The organism is Vibrio sp. 10N.261.55.F4 (assembly GCF_041470465.1).
Taxonomy (GTDB): Bacteria; Pseudomonadota; Gammaproteobacteria; order Enterobacterales; family Vibrionaceae; genus Vibrio; species Vibrio crassostreae_C.
Window position 1 is genome coordinate 116,498 of sequence record NZ_JBFRMM010000043.1, and the last position, 17,038, is coordinate 133,535.

General features: G+C 46.0%; 14 protein-coding genes. 8 read left to right on the forward strand and 6 right to left on the reverse strand.

Annotated elements, in window-relative coordinates; genetic code table 11:
• Positions 1-74 precede the first annotated feature (74 nt).
• The 8 genes from AB4249_RS20070 to AB4249_RS20105 all read left to right on the forward strand — a co-directional run bounded on the left by AB4249_RS20070 (position 75) and on the right by AB4249_RS20105 (position 10,992).
• Positions 75-761 (forward strand): phosphoglycolate phosphatase, encoded by a 687-nt coding sequence (locus AB4249_RS20070; protein ID WP_017061120.1) that lies wholly within the window; start codon positions 75-77, stop codon positions 759-761.
• A 150-nt stretch (positions 762-911) separates the two neighbouring features.
• A complete protein-coding gene (trpS, locus tag AB4249_RS20075) occupies positions 912-1,928 on the forward strand; it encodes a tryptophan--tRNA ligase (RefSeq protein ID WP_016796005.1) in 1,017 nt (338 codons plus the stop codon).
• A gap of 385 nt (positions 1,929-2,313) precedes the next feature.
• Positions 2,314-4,908, forward strand: a complete 2,595-nt coding sequence (locus AB4249_RS20080; RefSeq protein ID WP_372104535.1) for an ExeM/NucH family extracellular endonuclease — start codon at positions 2,314-2,316, stop codon at positions 4,906-4,908.
• Positions 4,909-5,108: 200 nt separating this feature from the next.
• Entirely contained in the window at positions 5,109-5,687 is a 579-nt protein-coding gene (locus AB4249_RS20085; RefSeq protein ID WP_009848915.1) for an aminodeoxychorismate/anthranilate synthase component II, read from the forward strand.
• A gap of 464 nt (positions 5,688-6,151) precedes the next feature.
• Positions 6,152-7,363 (forward strand): aspartate aminotransferase family protein, encoded by a 1,212-nt coding sequence (locus AB4249_RS20090; RefSeq protein ID WP_372104538.1) that lies wholly within the window; start codon positions 6,152-6,154, stop codon positions 7,361-7,363.
• 107 nt (positions 7,364-7,470) lie between these two features.
• Positions 7,471-8,490 carry an arginine N-succinyltransferase gene (gene astA, locus AB4249_RS20095; protein ID WP_372104540.1) on the forward strand — a complete coding sequence of 340 codons (1,020 nt, stop codon included), beginning with the start codon at positions 7,471-7,473 and terminating at the stop codon, positions 8,488-8,490.
• A 39-nt stretch (positions 8,491-8,529) separates the two neighbouring features.
• Positions 8,530-9,987, forward strand: coding sequence for a succinylglutamate-semialdehyde dehydrogenase (gene astD / locus AB4249_RS20100; protein WP_017071310.1), 1,458 nt, complete (start codon positions 8,530-8,532; stop codon positions 9,985-9,987).
• A 213-nt stretch (positions 9,988-10,200) separates the two neighbouring features.
• Positions 10,201-10,992 carry a DUF1338 domain-containing protein gene (locus tag AB4249_RS20105; protein ID WP_010435216.1) on the forward strand — a complete coding sequence of 264 codons (792 nt, stop codon included), beginning with the start codon at positions 10,201-10,203 and terminating at the stop codon, positions 10,990-10,992.
• A 177-nt stretch (positions 10,993-11,169) separates the two neighbouring features.
• Here AB4249_RS20105 and crp read toward each other — a convergent pair whose 3' ends face one another.
• From crp to AB4249_RS20135, 6 genes are all read right to left on the reverse strand, one after another.
• The gene (gene crp, locus AB4249_RS20110) at positions 11,170-11,802 is read right to left on the reverse strand and encodes a cAMP-activated global transcriptional regulator CRP (protein WP_004729651.1); all 633 of its coding nucleotides are present in this window, start codon (positions 11,800-11,802) and stop codon (positions 11,170-11,172) included.
• 239 nt (positions 11,803-12,041) lie between these two features.
• On the reverse strand, positions 12,042-12,911 hold the full coding sequence (locus AB4249_RS20115; RefSeq protein WP_010435210.1) for a phosphoribulokinase: 870 nt from the start codon (positions 12,909-12,911) through the stop codon (positions 12,042-12,044).
• A gap of 77 nt (positions 12,912-12,988) precedes the next feature.
• Complete coding sequence (locus tag AB4249_RS20120; protein WP_010435208.1) at positions 12,989-13,201, reverse strand: YheU family protein; 213 nt, start codon at positions 13,199-13,201, stop codon at positions 12,989-12,991.
• Between the two features lie 95 nt (positions 13,202-13,296).
• A complete protein-coding gene (locus AB4249_RS20125; protein WP_019825349.1) occupies positions 13,297-14,289 on the reverse strand; it encodes a hydrolase in 993 nt (330 codons plus the stop codon).
• Between the two features lie 207 nt (positions 14,290-14,496).
• Positions 14,497-14,967 carry a TIGR02444 family protein gene (locus AB4249_RS20130; protein ID WP_372104543.1) on the reverse strand — a complete coding sequence of 157 codons (471 nt, stop codon included), beginning with the start codon at positions 14,965-14,967 and terminating at the stop codon, positions 14,497-14,499.
• Complete coding sequence (locus AB4249_RS20135; RefSeq protein ID WP_017061112.1) at positions 14,964-16,886, reverse strand: ABC transporter ATP-binding protein; 1,923 nt, start codon at positions 16,884-16,886, stop codon at positions 14,964-14,966. Before AB4249_RS20135 ends, AB4249_RS20130 begins: the two co-directional genes overlap by 4 nt.
• Between the last annotated feature and the right edge of the window lie 152 nt (positions 16,887-17,038).

A 17,038-nucleotide genomic window follows, 5' to 3' on the forward strand; every position in this document is an offset into this window, starting at 1 on the left:
AAGGGGCTAATTTGCCCCTTTTTTACGTCTTATAGCTCAACTCATAAGACGAACATAATAAATAGGAAAGTAAGATGTCATTAAGCTCAATAAAACTGATCGCCTTTGATTTGGATGGAACCTTGTTAGACAGCGTGCCTGATTTGGCCGTTGCTGCTGATCAAGCTTGTCAGGAGTTGGGTTTCCCTTCAGTGAGCGAAGAACAAGTTCGCGACTACGTAGGTAATGGTGCTGATGTTCTTATCGGACGTTCACTCAGCCGTAACTTGACGGTTGACCCAAGCCTAGAGCCAGAGCTACTGAAAAAAGCACGCATCCTGTTTGATGATTTCTATGAGCAGGGCGGTCACAAGCTAAGTCACCTTTACCCATCGGTTAAAGAGACGCTGGCTGAGCTGGATAAAGCCGGCTTCACTATGGCGCTGGTTACCAACAAGCCATCGAAGTTTGTACCAGACGTACTGGCGCAACACGGTATTGATAAGTACTTTGTTGATGTGTTGGGTGGCGACTCTTTCCCAGAGAAAAAACCGAACCCAGTCGCTCTGAACTGGTTGCTAGAAAAGCACAATGTAAAAGCGGAAGAGATGTTGATGGTTGGCGATTCAAGCAACGACATTAAAGCGGCTAAGAATGCAGGTTGTCACTCGTTTGGTCTGACTTACGGTTATAACCACGGCGAGCCGATTTCAGCATCAAACCCTGACTATGTCGCGGATAACGTCGCGCAATTACTAGATGTCGTTCTAGTTTCAGCATAAAGCGGACAAAAGTTAGCTAACCTACTAGCAAAATACTTATCAATGAGTACACTGGATGAGCCGTACAGAAGAGCTGTGCGGCTTTTCTATATTTAAGTTAAGAAGCTAAGCGTTCAATAAACTTAGCGAATAAGCAAAGGAATTAAAACCATGAGCAAGCCCATCGTATTGAGTGGTGTTCAACCATCTGGTGAACTAAGTATCGGTAACTACTTGGGTGCTCTACGTCAATGGCAACAGATGCAAGATGATTACGATTGCCAATACTGTGTTGTAGACCTTCACGCAATTACGGTTCGCCAAGATCCGAAAGCACTGCATGAAGCGACTCTAGACGCACTAGCAATCTGTCTTGCTGTCGGTGTTGATCCAAAGAAGAGCACGCTATTTGTTCAGTCACACGTACCAGAGCATGCTCAACTTGGTTGGCTTCTTAACTGTTACACACAAATGGGTGAACTGAGCCGTATGACTCAGTTTAAAGATAAGTCTGCACGTCACTCAAACGACGTAAACGTAGGCCTATACGACTACCCAGTGTTGATGGCTGCAGACATCCTGCTTTACGGTGCTCACCAAGTACCTGTAGGTAGCGACCAGAAACAACACCTAGAGCTAGCGCGTGATATCGCAACTCGCTTCAATAACATCTACGGTCCTGAAACGCCAATCTTCCAAGTACCAGAACCTTACATTCCAACAGTGAATGCACGTGTAATGAGCCTGCAAGACGCGACGAAGAAGATGTCTAAGTCGGACGACAACCGTAAGAACGTGATTACTCTGCTAGAAGAGCCTAAGTCGATCATCAAGAAGATCAACAAAGCGCAAACCGATGCAGAAACACCACCACGCATTGCTCACGATTGGGAAAACAAAGCGGGTATCTCTAACCTAATGGGTCTGTACTCTGCAGCGACAGGTAAAACGTTCGAAGAGATCGAAGCGCAGTACCAAGGCGTTGAAATGTACGGTCCGTTCAAGAAAGACGTAGGCGCAGCATTGGTTGAGATGCTTGAGCCGATTCAAGCTGAATATCACCGTATCCGTGCTGACCGTGCCTACATGGACGCAGTAATGAAAGCCGGTGCTGAAAAAGCCTCTGAACGTGCTGCAGTGACACTGAAAAAAGCATACGAAGCAGTAGGTTTTGTTACTCGCCCATAGGGTGAACTAACACAACTCGCTTGAGAATTTGAGCCCAAAGTAGCTGTTGTTTACTTTGGGCTTTTTCATGCCCATTCCATTTGCCTTCCTCGAAACCCCCTTGTTTGAATTGATAATTTACCCAGTATTTAGCTAGCATATCCATCGCTGTAATGCTGTGCAGATGATCTTATTTGGTACCCTCAAGCTTTATAAAATTACACTCGTTTCTATATATGTTGGAAATATATAACGTGCCAAACAATTGATGATTCCAAAGTGATAAGTTCCTCATTTTCTTGCCAACTGACTTATTCCTTTCATAAATAAACCTGATAGTTACCACAAAATACATGACTGCCCATAGATGGCAGTGACTATAACTCGATGAACTCAGGTGAAACGGATGGCTCTTTTACACAAACCTTCATTGCTAGCAGTGGCAATTGGTAGCTTGTTAACTACAAGCGCACACGCTGATTTGTTTATTTCACAATATGTGGAAGGCGGCAGCTATAACAAAGCGGTTGAGATTGCCAATAGTGGCGATAGCAGCATTAGTTTAGATGGTTACTCATTGGCGAAATCTGCCAATGGCAACGGATCATGGGGTGCCACTTTACCTTTAGATGGACACGTTTTAGCACCCGGTGAAGTACTCGTGGTCGCACATTCTAGTGCGAGTGATGAGATTAAAGCTCAAGCTGACATCATTAATGCCTCTATCGCCAATCATAATGGTGACGACCCGCTGGCTATCTTGAATTCAGACGGCTCGGTACATGATGTTGTTGGTTTGATGGGCGATGTGGACTGGGGCAAAGATGTTACTTTGGTTCGTGCGACACAAACACCTTCTGCGACGTTTGATGCTTCACAATGGGTATCGCTACCAAAAGACAGCATTGAAGGCCTAGGTTCACTAGACAGCGTTGAACTGCCAGAAGCCTTCACTTGTACACAAGATGGCTCTGACCCAGTATTCACCACCATTCAAGAAATCCAAGGTGAGGGCGCTACATCGCCATTCATCGATGGCTACCCATACATCACCGACGATGAATATTTCGTAAAAGGTGTGGTAAGTGCGGTAACAACAGGCCTAACTAAAGGCTTCTACCTGCAAGCACTTGAGGATGATTTCAACTCAAGCACTTCTGAGGGTCTATTTATTCATACCAACCAGTCGAGCTCAGAGCTAGTAGCCGGTGATGTAGTGTGTGTGAAAGGCAAGGTTCAAGAATACTACAGCCACACTCAGCTGAAAGTAGAAAACAACCAATGGCTAAAACAGGGCGAGCAGCAGGCACCTGAAGCTACGGCGATTGAAGTGCTAGACAGTGACGAGAACTTCGCTGCAACGCTTGAACGCTACGAAGGCATGTTGGTGAAAACAACCGAAGCGCTTGATATGCGTGTGACGCGTACCTTTGGTTATGACTACGCAGGTCGTCGTAACAACATGGTACTGGCGCATGAGCGTATTAACATGCAGCCGAACCAGCTTTTCGCCGCGGGATCTGACGAAGCGAAGCAGCAAACTGAAGACAACGCAGACCGCCGTCTTTTCGTTGAAACCGATCAAAAAGCGGCTGATGGACAAGTCCCTTTCTACCCAGATTTTGGCCGCACTGATATCGACCAAGATGGTTCAACAGAAGATTACATCCGCATTGATGACACCATTGTTGGCCTAGAAGGCGTGCTGACTTACAGCTACGGTGAGTACCGTTTAATTGCGACTAACCAGATCTCGGCTGAAAACTATGTGCGTAACGATCCGCGTACCGACAAACCAGACATGGATGAAGGCGACCTACGTATTGCGACCTTCAACGTATTGAACTACTTCAACTCTCCATTTGGTGGCGACGCGAATCAGCACGGCAATAACCGTGGCGCGAACACCATCACTGAGTTTGAGATGCAGCAAGAAAAGATTGTGAACGCGATTCTTCGCTTAGATGCAGACATCATTGGCTTGATGGAAATTGAGAACAATGGCTTTGGTGAAGGCTCTGCCATTCAGCAACTTGTAAACCAACTGAATGATCGCATTGAGCGTAAGAAAGACCGTTATACCTTTGTCGCAGTTGATTCAAATGAAGATGGTGTAACCGACGAGATGGACTCGATTGGTACTGACGTAATCACAACGGGTGTCATCTATCGCAAGAAGGTAGTGAAGCTTAAAGACAGCCGCGTTATCGCGATGCCAAGCCAACAAGCACCAGAGGTGTTAGACGATTCAGGCAAGGTGATTGAAGATGGTAAGAACTACCAGCGTGACTCGTTAGCGCCAACCTTCAAGGTTAAAGGTACCAAAGAGAAACTCACCGTAGCGATTAACCACTTTAAATCGAAAGGCTCTAAGTGTTGGGAAGATGCAGCACCGGTTGAACAGGGCGGTCAAGGTGGTGTTGATGCCGATAAGCAAGGTTCATGTGAGAACTTCCGTGTTGCTGCGGCGGTTGCATTAGGTGAAGCGCTCGATGGCATCAAAGGTCACAAAGTGATCCTGGGTGATATGAACTCGTACGGCATGGAAGATCCAATGCTGGTGCTAACCGATTACTCGGAAGAGAAATACGGCAAGCAGATCAAAGCAGCTCGTAATACCTACATTGATGGTGTTGAGCAGTTTGGTGATAGCGGTGCGGTGATTACGAAGAACTACGGTTATATCAATGCTGTGGCTCAAAAGCACCCAGACAGCTGGAGCTACTCATACAATGATGAAGTTGGCGCTCTAGACCACCTGCTGATCAGCGAAAGCCTGAAAGATAGGGTTGTCGATGCTACCGATTGGCACATCAATGGTGGTGAGTCGACGTTGTTTGACTACAACGAAGAGTACAAAGGTGACCTACCTAAGTACCAAGATCACTTCCGTTCATCGGATCATGATCCTGCCGTTCTTGAGCTAAGAGTAGGCGGTTCATTTGGCTTCGGTGCTCTTATGTCACTATTTGGCTTAGCAATGTGGCGTCGTCGTAAGTAGCTCAATCACAAATAGATTGGCTTGCCATACAAGTAAGCCAATTCAGATAACTTAACGCTATCTGTAAACAATTAAGGTCAACTTAGGTTGGCCTTAATTATTGGCGAAATGCAGTTTCCACTTGCCTTTCGCTATGGGTATTGCACAATACCGCCCCTATATCTCCCAATCCTTTAGTATTTAGCAAACGATTTCGACCCATGTTACTTATCATCGATAACTACGACTCTTTTACCTATAACTTGTATCAGTATTTCTGTGAGTTAGGGGTAACTGTAAAAGTTGTTCGCAACGATGAGATTGATATTGCGGGCATCGAAGCGCTAAATCCTAGCCATCTTGTTATCTCGCCGGGCCCATGTACGCCCGATGATGCGGGAATTTCGCTGCAGGTGATTGAACACTTCGTTGGTAAGCTGCCGATCTTAGGTGTGTGTCTTGGTCATCAAGCCATTGCTCAAGTCTTTGGTGGTGAAGTGGTGAGAGCCAGACAAGTGATGCACGGTAAAACCTCGCCTATTCGTCATAACGGGAAGAGTGTTTTTCAAGGTCTCAATAACCCTCTGACTGTGACTCGTTACCACTCTTTAGTGGTGAAAAACGGCACATTACCAGACTGTTTTGAGCTGACGTCTTGGACGGAATTTGAAGATGGTAGCATGGATGAGATCATGGGTTATCAACACAAAACCTTGCCGATTGATGCCGTCCAATTTCACCCTGAATCGATTAAAACAGAGCAAGGACACCAGCTTCTCGCTAACTTCCTAGCACGCTGAGTGTTTAAATTTGACTCTTTCTCCGTCTAAATAAGCCAGTTTAACGTATTCCATTACCCGTTAAGCGTTTAAATTCGGGCGCTACGCGTCTTCATCCCTCTGACGCCGATCACTTTTTATAACATTTCTCCCTCGTCAGGCTAAGTTTTTAGCCTATGCAAAATTATTCGCGTTATTTCGTCTCGAACCCAATATACCGCAATGCCAGTAAGGCTTTGCTGTTGCTGGTTATACGTTTAGGTAAAAAAAGCTTCATAAAACAGATTAATTGATGCATAAATAGTCATAGGTAGTGACGTTTAGCTGGTTGTAAGGGATGGCTAAAGAATAATCTACTATTGAAAAGGTTAATTAAATGTAAATATAATGCTGCAGCGGGATTATGGCGAGACAAAATATCTTTGTCTCACTTATGAACCATTACGCTTATTTGCGAAGCTTGCGGTATCGAGAAGGAATGTACGATGACAGTGGAAAATAAAGTAGAACGTAGTCTGTTTAATGAGGTGATGGTGCCTTGTTATAACCCAATGGAAATGATCCCAGTAAAAGGGGAAGGCGCACGCGTTTGGGACCAACAAGGCCGAGAGTATATCGACTTTGCTGGTGGTATCGCTGTGAGCTGTTTGGGTCACTGTCACCCAGCAATGGTTAATGCTGTTACCGAGCAAGCAAACAAGATTTGGCACCTAAGTAATGTAATGACTAACGAACCTGCACTGCGTCTAGCGAAGAAGCTAACTGACGTATGTTTTGCAGAAAAAGTATTCTTTGCGAACTCTGGTGCAGAAGCGAACGAAGCAGCACTTAAGCTAGCTCGTCGTTGGGCTGCGGATGTTCACGGTCCTGAGAAATCTGAAATCATTGCATTCAAACAAGGTTTCCACGGTCGTACTTTCTTTACTGTAACCGTTGGTGGTCAAGAAGCTTACTCAGATGGCTTCGGTCCAAAACCTGGCGATGTAACTCACCTACCTTACAACGATATTGCCGCTCTAGAAGCGCATATCTCTGATCGCACTTGTGCCATCATGATGGAACCTCTGCAAGGCGAGGGCGGTATCATCTCTCCAACGGCTGAGTTCGTGAATACGGTTCGTGAACTGTGTGACAAGCACAATGCATTGTTGATTTTTGATGAAGTACAAACAGGTAATGGTCGTACTGGTAACTTCTATGCTTACCAAGGTCTGGGCGTGACGCCAGACATTCTAAGCACAGCGAAGTCTCTAGGTGGCGGTTTCCCTATCGGCGCAATGCTAACAACTTCTGAACTTGCGACACACCTAAAAGTTGGCACGCACGGTTCTACTTACGGTGGTAACCCACTGGCGTGTGCAGTAGCAGAAGCCGTTGTTGATGTAGTTAGCCAACCTGAAACTCTGGCTGGCGTGAAAGAGCGTGAAGCTCTGTTCCGCGATGGCCTAGCTAAGATTAGCGACAAGTATCAAATTTTCAGTGAAGTTCGTGGTAAAGGCCTACTACTAGGTGCTGCGCTTAACGAAGAGTGGCAAGGACGTGCACGTGACGTATTAGTAGCAGCAGGCGAACAAGGCTTGATGGTACTGGTTGCGGGTGCAAACGTGGTTCGTTTTACTCCATCACTGGTTATCACTACACAAGAAATTGAAGAAGGCTTATCAAAACTAGACAAAGCAATCGCTACGCTAGTTTAGCCTGAGCGGCGTCATAGGAATGATCGCCACTAGAGCGATCCCATGACGTTCTGCTAAAGGCCCAAGCTTCTGGTTTTGGGCCTATTTTGCATCTGGAGGGAATATTGATGCTAGTTGTTCGCCCAATAAAACTATCTGATTACGATGCGCTGCATACCTGCGCCGTTGAGTCAGGACACGGATTCACATCTCTTCCGGTTAACGAAGAACTGTTAACTAACCGTATTACTCACTCTGAATACAGCTTTGCCAAACAAGACGTGACTGAACCTGGTGACGAAGGCTACCTAATGGTTGGCTTCGACACAGAAACCGGTGAAGTTGCTGGTACCACAGGTATTGAAGCTTCAATTGGTTGGGACGTTCCGTTTTACTCTTACCACATCAGTAAAGTGGTTCACTCATCGCAAAAGCTTGGCGTGAATAACGTGGTGAAGCTGCTGACTTTCGGTAACAACTACACAGGGTGCAGCGAGATTTGTACGCTGTTCTTACGTCCTGATTACCGCAAAGGCTTAAACGGTCGACTGATGTCTAAGTGTCGTTTCCTACTGATGGCTGAGCACCCAGAGCGTTTCTCAAAAACGATCTTTGCTGAGATGCGTGGTGTATCAGATGCAGAAGGCAACTCGCCATTCTGGAAGTGGTTGCAAGAGCACTTCTTCTCGATTGACTTCACACTAGCCGATTACCTAACGGGTATTGGTAAGAAAGGCTTCATCGCAGACCTTATGCCGAAACTGCCAATCTATGTAAACCTATTGAGTGAAGAAGCTCAAGCTGTGATCGGAGAGGTTCATGACAATACGCGCCCTGCACTTAAGTTGCTGGAACGTGAAGGTTTCACCAACCGTGGCTATGTCGACATCTTTGATGGGGGCCCAACGGTTGAGTGTGATCTAAGAAATATCGAATCTGTGCGTCACTCAATTCGAGCACAGGTTCAAATTGCAGAGCACTCTAGCTCTAAAGACTTCCTAATTGGTAATACCTCGTTTGAGAACTTCCGCGCAGTAGCCGCGAAAGGTGCGTATGACCAAGCAAGCGACACAGTGATTTTATCATCTGAAGTAGCAAGCGCTCTTGAAGTAAAAGAAGGCGAATTCGTTCGCATGTTGGCTCAATAAGAGCGGCGATTATCTGTCGAAGATTTTAAGGATAGAAGTATGACTCAGTGGATAGCAGGACAGTGGGTGGCAGGTCAAGGTGACGCCATGACATCAGTAAGCCCATACAACAATGAAGTAGTGTGGCAGGGTGATAGCGCGACACCAGCACAGGTTGAATCTGCAGTAGCAGCAGCTCGTGAAGCCTTCTTGGTTTGGAAAAAACTGAGCTTTGCAGAGCGTGAAGCGATCGTGTTGAACTTTGCTGAGAAAGTTAAAGAGAACAGCGAAGAAATCGCGCAAATCATCGCGAAAGAGACGGGTAAACCGATTTGGGAAACTCGCACTGAAGCGGGCGCAATGGCGGGCAAGATTGCTATTTCAATTCGTGCTTACCATGAGCGTACCGGTGAAGCTTCTCGTGAAGCGGCAGGCAACCAGATTGTACTGCGTCACCGTCCATTAGGCGTGATGGCAGTATTTGGTCCTTATAACTTCCCTGGTCACCTACCTAACGGTCATATTGTTCCTGCACTGCTATCGGGTAATACCGTGGTATTTAAGCCTTCAGAGCAGACACCTTGGACGGGTGAGTTTGCGATGAAATTATGGCAAGAAGCGGGTCTTCCTGCTGGCGTAATCAACCTAGTACAAGGCGCTAAAGAGACAGGTATCGCACTGGCCGATGCTAAAGGTCTTGATGGCGTGCTGTTCACAGGTAGTGCTAATACGGGGCATATCCTTCACCGTCAATTCGCGGGCCAACCGGGCAAGATGCTGGCACTAGAGATGGGTGGCAATAACCCTATGGTGATCAGTGACCAATATGGTGACGCAGACGCAACGGTATACACCATTATCCAATCGGCGTTCATCAGTGCGGGTCAACGTTGTACATGTGCTCGTCGTTTGTACGTGCCTGTTGGCGAGAAGGGGGATCTGCTACTCGATAAGCTGGTCGCAGCGACGCAAAAGATTCGTGTTGATCAGCCATTCGCTGAACCAGCACCCTTCATGGGTCCTCAGATCTCTGAAGCTGCGGCTAAGTTCATTCTGGACGCGCAAGCGAATCTACAATCGTTAGGCGGCGTCAGCCTAGTAGAAGCAAAAGCGGGTCAAGCGGCGTTTGTTTCTCCGGGTATTATCGACGCAACCAACATTGCTGAGCTGCCGGATGAAGAGTACTTCGGTCCACTGCTACAAGTGGTTCGTTACCAATCGCTAAAGCAAGCGGTTGAGCTAGCTAACGACACTCGTTTTGGTTTGTCTGCGGGTCTTGTATCAACAGATGATTCTGAATGGGAATACTTCGTTGACCATATCCGTGCGGGTATTGTTAACCGTAACCGTCAGCTAACAGGCGCAAGTGGTGATGCACCATTTGGTGGTCCGGGTGCTTCAGGCAACCTACGCCCAAGTGCTTACTATGCGGCGGACTACTGTGCTTATCCTATGGCTTCAATGGAAGGCGGTGAAACTCAACTTCCAGCAACGTTTAGCCCGGGTATTGAGCTTTAATTTAGGCTAATGAGTCTTAGGCTCATGCGTTAAGCTTGAAATAGGGAAGTGGTGTTATCGCTTTCCTTTTCCATCACGTCCGACACCTAGATTGGGCGGTAGATAATAATAGAAAAAGTATGTCACAGGCTGATGGCTGCTGACTCTGTGTCTCAGCCTCTCCCTCTCTTATCCAAATTACTAGCTTGCTAGAACCTTTGACAAGGAGTCACCATGACGCCCGATCTACTCTTTAAATCACTTTGGGACGATTACATTCACAGGCTTTGTCCATCGGCTGAGAAAGTACATCACTTGCTGAAAGAAGACGAAGCTCTGATTAATGATCACATTGCACTGCGTACTTTCAATGTTGCTCCGCTAGGTATTGAAACATTGGCTAAGCCTTTCCTTGAGCTAGGTTATAAAGCGTGTGGCGATTACTTGTTTGAGAGTAAGAAGCTAGTCGCGAAGCATTACGAGCACCCAGATCCAAATCAACCTAAAGTGTTCATTAGTGAGTTGAAGGTCGAAGAGTGTTCAAGTGACTTACAACAGATCGTTGCTAAATTGGTTGAGCAAGTCGACGTAAGCAAGCTTCAAGGCCATGAATTCTTGTTTGGTGGTCGTCTATGGGACTTGAGCTTCGCAGATTTCCAAGTGCTTGCAAAAGAGAGTGAATACGCGTCTTGGCTCGCAGCTCATGGTTACGGTGCCAACCACTTTACAGTGAGCGTTAATCAACTCGATGCTTTTGATGAAGTGCAGGCAGTGAATGATTATTTGAGCGAATCAGGCTTCACGATCAATGCATCTGGTGGCCAGGTTAAAGGCTCTCCAGAGGTCTTATTAGAGCAATCATCAACAATGGCAGATAAAGTCCCAGTTTCATTTGTTGAGGGCAATGAGATGATTCCTGGAGGCTTCTATGAGTTCGCTAAGCGTTATGCGATGGCTAATGGTGAGCTTTATACCGGTTTTGTGGCAGCATCGGCTGACAAGATCTTCGAAAGCACTAACGGTTAAAGAAAGATACGAGTACGGACTTTACCCTAAAGATGCAGATAGACTTCGCTTCGAGAGTGTTTGCGCTTCGAAGCTGTAGGTGTTTCATTCGTATTTTCTTTGTAGATCTTTAGAAAACAAAAAAGCCACCAAATTTGCATTTGGTGGCTTTCAAATTTTAGGCTCAGTTAATCGAGATTAACGAGTGCCATATACCACGATAGTTTTACCGTGTGCAGAAATTAGGTTCTGCTCTTCTAGCATCTTCAAGATACGACCAACTGTCTCACGAGAACAACCAACGATCTGGCCAATCTCTTGGCGAGTGATCTTGATTTGCATGCCGTCAGGGTGAGTCATTGCATCTGGTTGTTTTGCTAGGTTTAGTAGCGTTTGTGCGATACGACCAGTTACGTCAAGGAACGCTAAGTCACCAACTTTTTGGCTAGTTACTTGTAGACGGTTTGCCATTTGCGCTGATAGACGCATTAGGATGTCTGGGTTCACTTGGATAAGTTGACGGAATTTCTTGAAAGAAATTTCAGCTACTTCACAAGGAGATTTTGCACGAACCCAAGCTGTACGCTCTTGGTCTTCTTCGAATAAGCCTAGCTCACCGATGAAGTCGCCTTGGTTTAGGTAAGAAAGAATCATTTCCTTACCTTCTTCGTCTTTGATAAGAACTGCCACAGAACCTTTAACAATGTAGTACAAGGTTTCTGCCTTTTCACCAGCATGAATCAAAGTACTTTTTGATGGGTACTTATGAATATGACAGTGTGAAAGGAACCACTCTAATGTTGGATCGGTTTGAGGTTTACCTAGAACCATAATATCTCACTTCCTCTGCAGGGTATGCTTGCCGCTTTCCGTATTTTAGCTAAGCCTGGATTGACTTGTAGGATAAGAGCACTCGTTGAGCGCTGCAAGCTATCTTGTGTTTCGTTTAAGAATAGTATCCTTTTTCAGGTACTATTTCTTGATTTTAATCGTGACCAAGCTACGATTTTTTACGCAAAATTGTGCACATGATCACGGTATGAAAAGTAATCAACCAGAATGGTGCTCTGTTAACCAATTTTTCCGGTTTCGATGAGTTGTTGTAGGATCGGCCTTACAATGAGCTCCATAGCAAAACTCATCTTCCCTCCTGGTACCACAAGCGTGTTGTGGCGAGACATAAATGAGCCATCAATCATAGCTAAAAGGTAAGGGAAATCGACGTTTTTGATGCCGCGCAAACGTATAACAACGAAGCTTTCGTCTAAACTTGGAATCCCTTTGGCGTTGAGAGGGTTAGATGTATCTACGGTTGGAACACGCTGAAAGTTGATGTGAGTGCGCGAAAATTGCGGGGTAATGTAGTTAAGGTAATCATCCATCGAACGAACAATGGAATCCATTACGGCTTCGCGTGAGTGGCCACGATCGCGGGTGTCACGAACGAATTTTTGAATCCACTCTAGGTTTACGATAGGTACCATGCCAATCAGCAAATCGACGTGTTGAGAAACGTTAATGTCGCCATCAACCACACCGCCGTGCAGGCCTTCGTAAAACATCACATCGGAGTTTTCAGGGATCTCTTGCCATGGCGTGAAGGTGCCCGGCATTTGATTGTAAGGCACGGCTTCATCGAAGGTGTGTAGGTAGCTTCTTACTTTACCTGTACCTTCGTTACCGTATTTACGGAAGAACTCTTCTAGCGCACCAAAGTCGTTGGCTTGAGGACCAAAGTAGCTGATGTGCTTACCTTGCTCGCGCGCTTTACGGATCTCGACATCCATCTCTGGGCGAGTGAAGCGATGGAAACTATCCCCTTCAACCCAAGCGGCCTTCACGTCCATCATATTGAACATTTTACGGAAGGCTTCTGAGGTGGTGGTGGTGCCGGCTCCAGATGAACCCGTCACCGCAATAATTGGATGTTTAGCGGACATGACAACCCTTGTCTTTTGAGTAACTTACTTGTTAGCAATCGTTTACCACTATAACACGGCTCCTTTATGAGCGCAGCCTAGAAGCGTTTTGTGACTTGAATATCAACGGTTTCATGGAGCTCAGAAAACACAATGCTGACTTCTCCTGAAGCTAATTGATGTTTCACTTGATCAATCTTGTTTTGCAGTGAAACCTCTACGTCGCCGTAGTCTGTGCCTTCACGCAGCACGAACTCTTTGATGAGGTTTTCCAGTGTCTCTGGCGCAATGTCTTGCCATGGGATGATCATAAATACTTCTCTCTTTTATGTTCATAAATAGGTTTATTGATGTAGAAATGCGTGTGCTTAGTATTGTTTTACTTCTATTTACTAAGGCTCGGTCATTATGCCGAATCTTGGATACTTTCATAGTAGGCAGGCAAGGCTTCTTCTAACCAAAACCTTGGCTTGAGTGTACTGCCAGTAATAAACCCAACATGGCCGCCTTTTTGAAACAGTCGATAATCGATGTTATCGGGCAGAACAAATTTTGGGATCACATCATCGGTCATGAAAGGGTCGTCTTTGGCATGAATGATCTGAGTCGGTAGTTTGATCTTATTGAGCTTAGGCAGAGCAGAACATTGCGCATAATAATCTTGGGCATTTTTGAAGCCGTGCAGAGGCGCAGTGATTCGTTCATCAAACTCATACAGTTTGGTGATGTTCTTGATGGCTTCAGCGGTGATGCCAAGTTTTTCCTGCAGCAGGTTAACCTTTTTTAGCGCATTCGATTTTAGAGAGTTGAGCAGGTACTTCTTATAGAGCTTGGAGAAACCACGCTCAATACGACTAGAGCAACACGCTAAGTCAAAAGGAGCAGATACGATGGTCGCCGCCGACAGCAATGGGTCGTCTGCGTACTCAGCCAAATAGTTCGCCAGCATGTTTCCACCTAAAGATATGCCAACCGCAACCTTAGGGTTATTCGGAAACTGGGCGTGCAGGTGTCTTAGAAAAAAGCGCGCATCTTCGACTTCACCTGAATGGTAAGCGCGAGCCAGGCGATTGGGTTTTCCGCTGCAGCCTCTGAAGTGCATCATCACGGACAACCAACCATCTTTAGCAAACGCATTCATTAATCCATTGGCATAAGGGCTCTCAAAGCTACCTTCTAAACCGTGGAATAGAACGAATATCGGCTTGCTACTGCGATCATTTTTATTTGAGGTGTCACCGTCTGGTGATTCGCTCCAAGCAAGATCAAGAAAGTCACCATCCGGTGTTTCTAAGGTTTGCCAGTGAGGATGAAACAGCGCCTGCTTCCTAATAAACCGTGGCACTAAGGTTTGTAAGTGCGGATTAGAGAGACCAGCAGCTGCGGTAAATATTGTCATAAAAACGATCCATGCTTCTTTATACGGGTTTTGATAACGTGTTGAGTTTGTAACGAAACGCCCACGTTTTTATTTGAGCTTGGTTGATTCTCGGCATAAGCGCAAGGCTTCACTTATACGAGATACAAAAACAGACTATGGGTAACCGTTTGAATAATATCAAGGTTAAGCTTGGATCTTGATTGAATAAAAGGGAAAGAGAACGAGCTAGGGCTGTGGTGCTGGTTCAGAAAAAGCGTCGCAGAGGTTTTCTGCCCCTAATAATCGACAGTATTGAAAAGCGAGAGGCGCTTGTTGGTTAGCGTACAGCTGTAGGGAGTTTATACAGTCGACCAGATCGGACTGTTGTTGCTTTTCAAGCTGTAACTCAAACTTTAGCGCTTCACGGTATAGAGAGTCGACAACGTGTGCTTTGAGATGTTTACGTAGCTCTCGATAACTATGAAGTAGGGTTTCAGAGCGGCTCAAGCACTGTTGAACTTTGTGCCACTCTTCTTCGGCAAAAGACAATTGCTGCTCATCAAGCCATTTGAGCAGCAGCAGTAGATTGACGTTGCCGTGAAACTGGTTTTGTAAAGCTAGGCACGCATCCTTTACACCACGCACACTGTAATACTGAAGGCTAAATTGCCATAGTCGTTCCAGTGTTAGTGATATTGGGGCGTGCTCTGGGCTCATAAGCTATCCATATCCTGTTCCATCTGCTCAAGCTCTTCTTGAGTGGACATCCAATCCATTTCAACTTCTTCTAGCTGTGACTTACTGCTCGCTTGGAGAGCGAGTACTTTATTCAGTTTAGCCTTATTTTCAGCTTCATACAGTGAAGTGTCGGATAATTCTTGTTCGGCTTCTTCAAGAGCCTGCGTTAATTTATCCATCTGCTTTTCAAATTGAGTGAGCTTTTTACGAAGTGGTGCCGTCAGTTTACGGAACTCGGCTTCTTTTCGTTTCTGCTCTTTTTTCGCTGCTGCACTGTTGGCGCCGTCTTTTGCTGGTGCCAATGCTTGTGCTTCTTTGCGCTCAACTTTCTGCTGTTCGGTTAGCCACTTGTAGTAATCGCTTAAGTCACCATCAAACGGTGCTACTTGGCGGTCGTGTACAAGGTATAAATCATCGGTAGTCGCACGCAGTAGGTAACGGTCGTGCGATACGATAACCATTGCGCCTTCAAATGTCTGCAGGGCAAAAGTCAGCGCTTGACGCATGTCGAGATCCAAGTGGTTGGTTGGTTCATCGAGTAGCAACAGGTTTGGTTTTTGCCATACCAGTAGCGCCAGAACTAAACGCGCTTTTTCACCACCTGAGAAGGGTGCTACTTTATCAAGTGCTTTTTCACCTTGGAAACCGAAGCTACCTAGGTAATCACGCAATTGTTGCTCGGTGTGTTTAGGGGCAATCTGCATCATGTGCTGCAGCGGTGTTTCTTCTGGGTGCAACGTTTCTAACTGGTGCTGTGCAAAGTAACCAATCTTAACGCCTTGCGAATAACTCAGTTCACCGCCTTGCTGTTTCAGTTCGCCAGAAAGCAGTTTAATCAGTGTTGATTTACCAGCGCCATTTCGGCCAAGCAAACCAATACGACTGCCCGGTACTAGGTTCAAGCGAATTTTTTCTAGAATCAGATTGTCATCATAGCCCGCTGATACTTCATCCATCATCATGATTGGGTTTGGTAGTGCGTCTGGTTCTCTAAATTCAAAGCTGAATGGATTATCAAACTGAGCAGGCAGCACTTGTTCCATTTTCTCTAGCGCTTTAATACGGCTTTGCGCTTGGCGAGCCTTTGAAGCTTTGTAACGGAAACGGTCAATGTAGCTCTGCATGTGAGACATCTGTTTCTGCTGCTTTTGGTACATCGCTTGTTGCAGAATCAGTTTTTGCGCTCGTTGGGTTTCGAACGATGAGTAGTTACCCGTGTACTCATTGAGCTGTTGGTTTTCAACGTGCACGATGCGGTTGACGATAGGGTCTAAGAAGTCTCTATCGTGCGAGATAAGCACTAGCGTGCCAGGGTAGCTTTGTAACCAACGCTCGAGCCACATTACTGCGTCTAAATCCAAGTGGTTGGTAGGCTCATCGAGTAGCAGTAGGTCACTGCGACACAGTAGGGCTTGCGCTAGGTTCAAACGCATACGCCAACCACCTGAGAATTGAGTCAGGTTCCATGTCATTTGTTCTTGGCTAAAGCCTAGGCCATCCAGTAACTCGGCAGCACGTGCCTTTATGCTGTAACCACCAATGGTTTCAATCTTGCCGTGGATCTCTGCTACCAATGTGCCATTGTCGGCTTGTTCAGCTTTCTCTAGTTGATCTTCAAGGCCGCGGTATTCACGGTCGCCATCAATCACGTATTCAATTGCTGTTCTTTCTAATGCAGGTGTTTCTTGAGCAACCCAAGCCATTTCCCAATGGGCTGGTTTACTGAATGAACCCGCATCAATAGACAGTTCGTCCTTAATTAAGGCGAATAGCGTAGATTTACCACAGCCGTTTTTACCAACCAAACCGATCTTGTCGCCAGGGTGAAAAGTCGCAGATGCTTGGTCGAGGAGTGGCTTACCGCCGCGTAGCAATTGAATATCAGAGAAAGTAATCATAATTGAAATAGCATAGAAATTAGAGGTGAACAGACGCCTGCATAGTAGGCTGAAACCAGATAAAAGTCGATCACAATGCAATTTGCGTTATGATGCCAATAACATATTAATAACTTTTGCTTAAATTCTTGTGGCCTTGCCACCGTTTAGCC

Coding starts and splice junctions, on each gene's coding strand:
- AB4249_RS20085 (WP_009848915.1), top strand. CDS start 5,109: ATGTTACTTATCATCGATAACTACGACTCTTTTACCTATAACTTGTAT.
- AB4249_RS20080 (WP_372104535.1), top strand. CDS start 2,314: ATGGCTCTTTTACACAAACCTTCATTGCTAGCAGTGGCAATTGGTAGC.
- AB4249_RS20090 (WP_372104538.1), top strand. CDS start 6,152: ATGACAGTGGAAAATAAAGTAGAACGTAGTCTGTTTAATGAGGTGATG.
- astD (WP_017071310.1), top strand. CDS start 8,530: ATGACTCAGTGGATAGCAGGACAGTGGGTGGCAGGTCAAGGTGACGCC.
- AB4249_RS20120 (WP_010435208.1), bottom strand. CDS start 13,201: ATGATCATCCCATGGCAAGACATTGCGCCAGAGACACTGGAAAACCTC.
- AB4249_RS20125 (WP_019825349.1), bottom strand. CDS start 14,289: ATGACAATATTTACCGCAGCTGCTGGTCTCTCTAATCCGCACTTACAA.
- trpS (WP_016796005.1), top strand. CDS start 912: ATGAGCAAGCCCATCGTATTGAGTGGTGTTCAACCATCTGGTGAACTA.
- astA (WP_372104540.1), top strand. CDS start 7,471: ATGCTAGTTGTTCGCCCAATAAAACTATCTGATTACGATGCGCTGCAT.
- AB4249_RS20105 (WP_010435216.1), top strand. CDS start 10,201: ATGACGCCCGATCTACTCTTTAAATCACTTTGGGACGATTACATTCAC.
- AB4249_RS20070 (WP_017061120.1), top strand. CDS start 75: ATGTCATTAAGCTCAATAAAACTGATCGCCTTTGATTTGGATGGAACC.
- crp (WP_004729651.1), bottom strand. CDS start 11,802: ATGGTTCTAGGTAAACCTCAAACCGATCCAACATTAGAGTGGTTCCTT.
- AB4249_RS20130 (WP_372104543.1), bottom strand. CDS start 14,967: ATGAGCCCAGAGCACGCCCCAATATCACTAACACTGGAACGACTATGG.
- AB4249_RS20135 (WP_017061112.1), bottom strand. CDS start 16,886: ATGATTACTTTCTCTGATATTCAATTGCTACGCGGCGGTAAGCCACTC.
- AB4249_RS20115 (WP_010435210.1), bottom strand. CDS start 12,911: ATGTCCGCTAAACATCCAATTATTGCGGTGACGGGTTCATCTGGAGCC.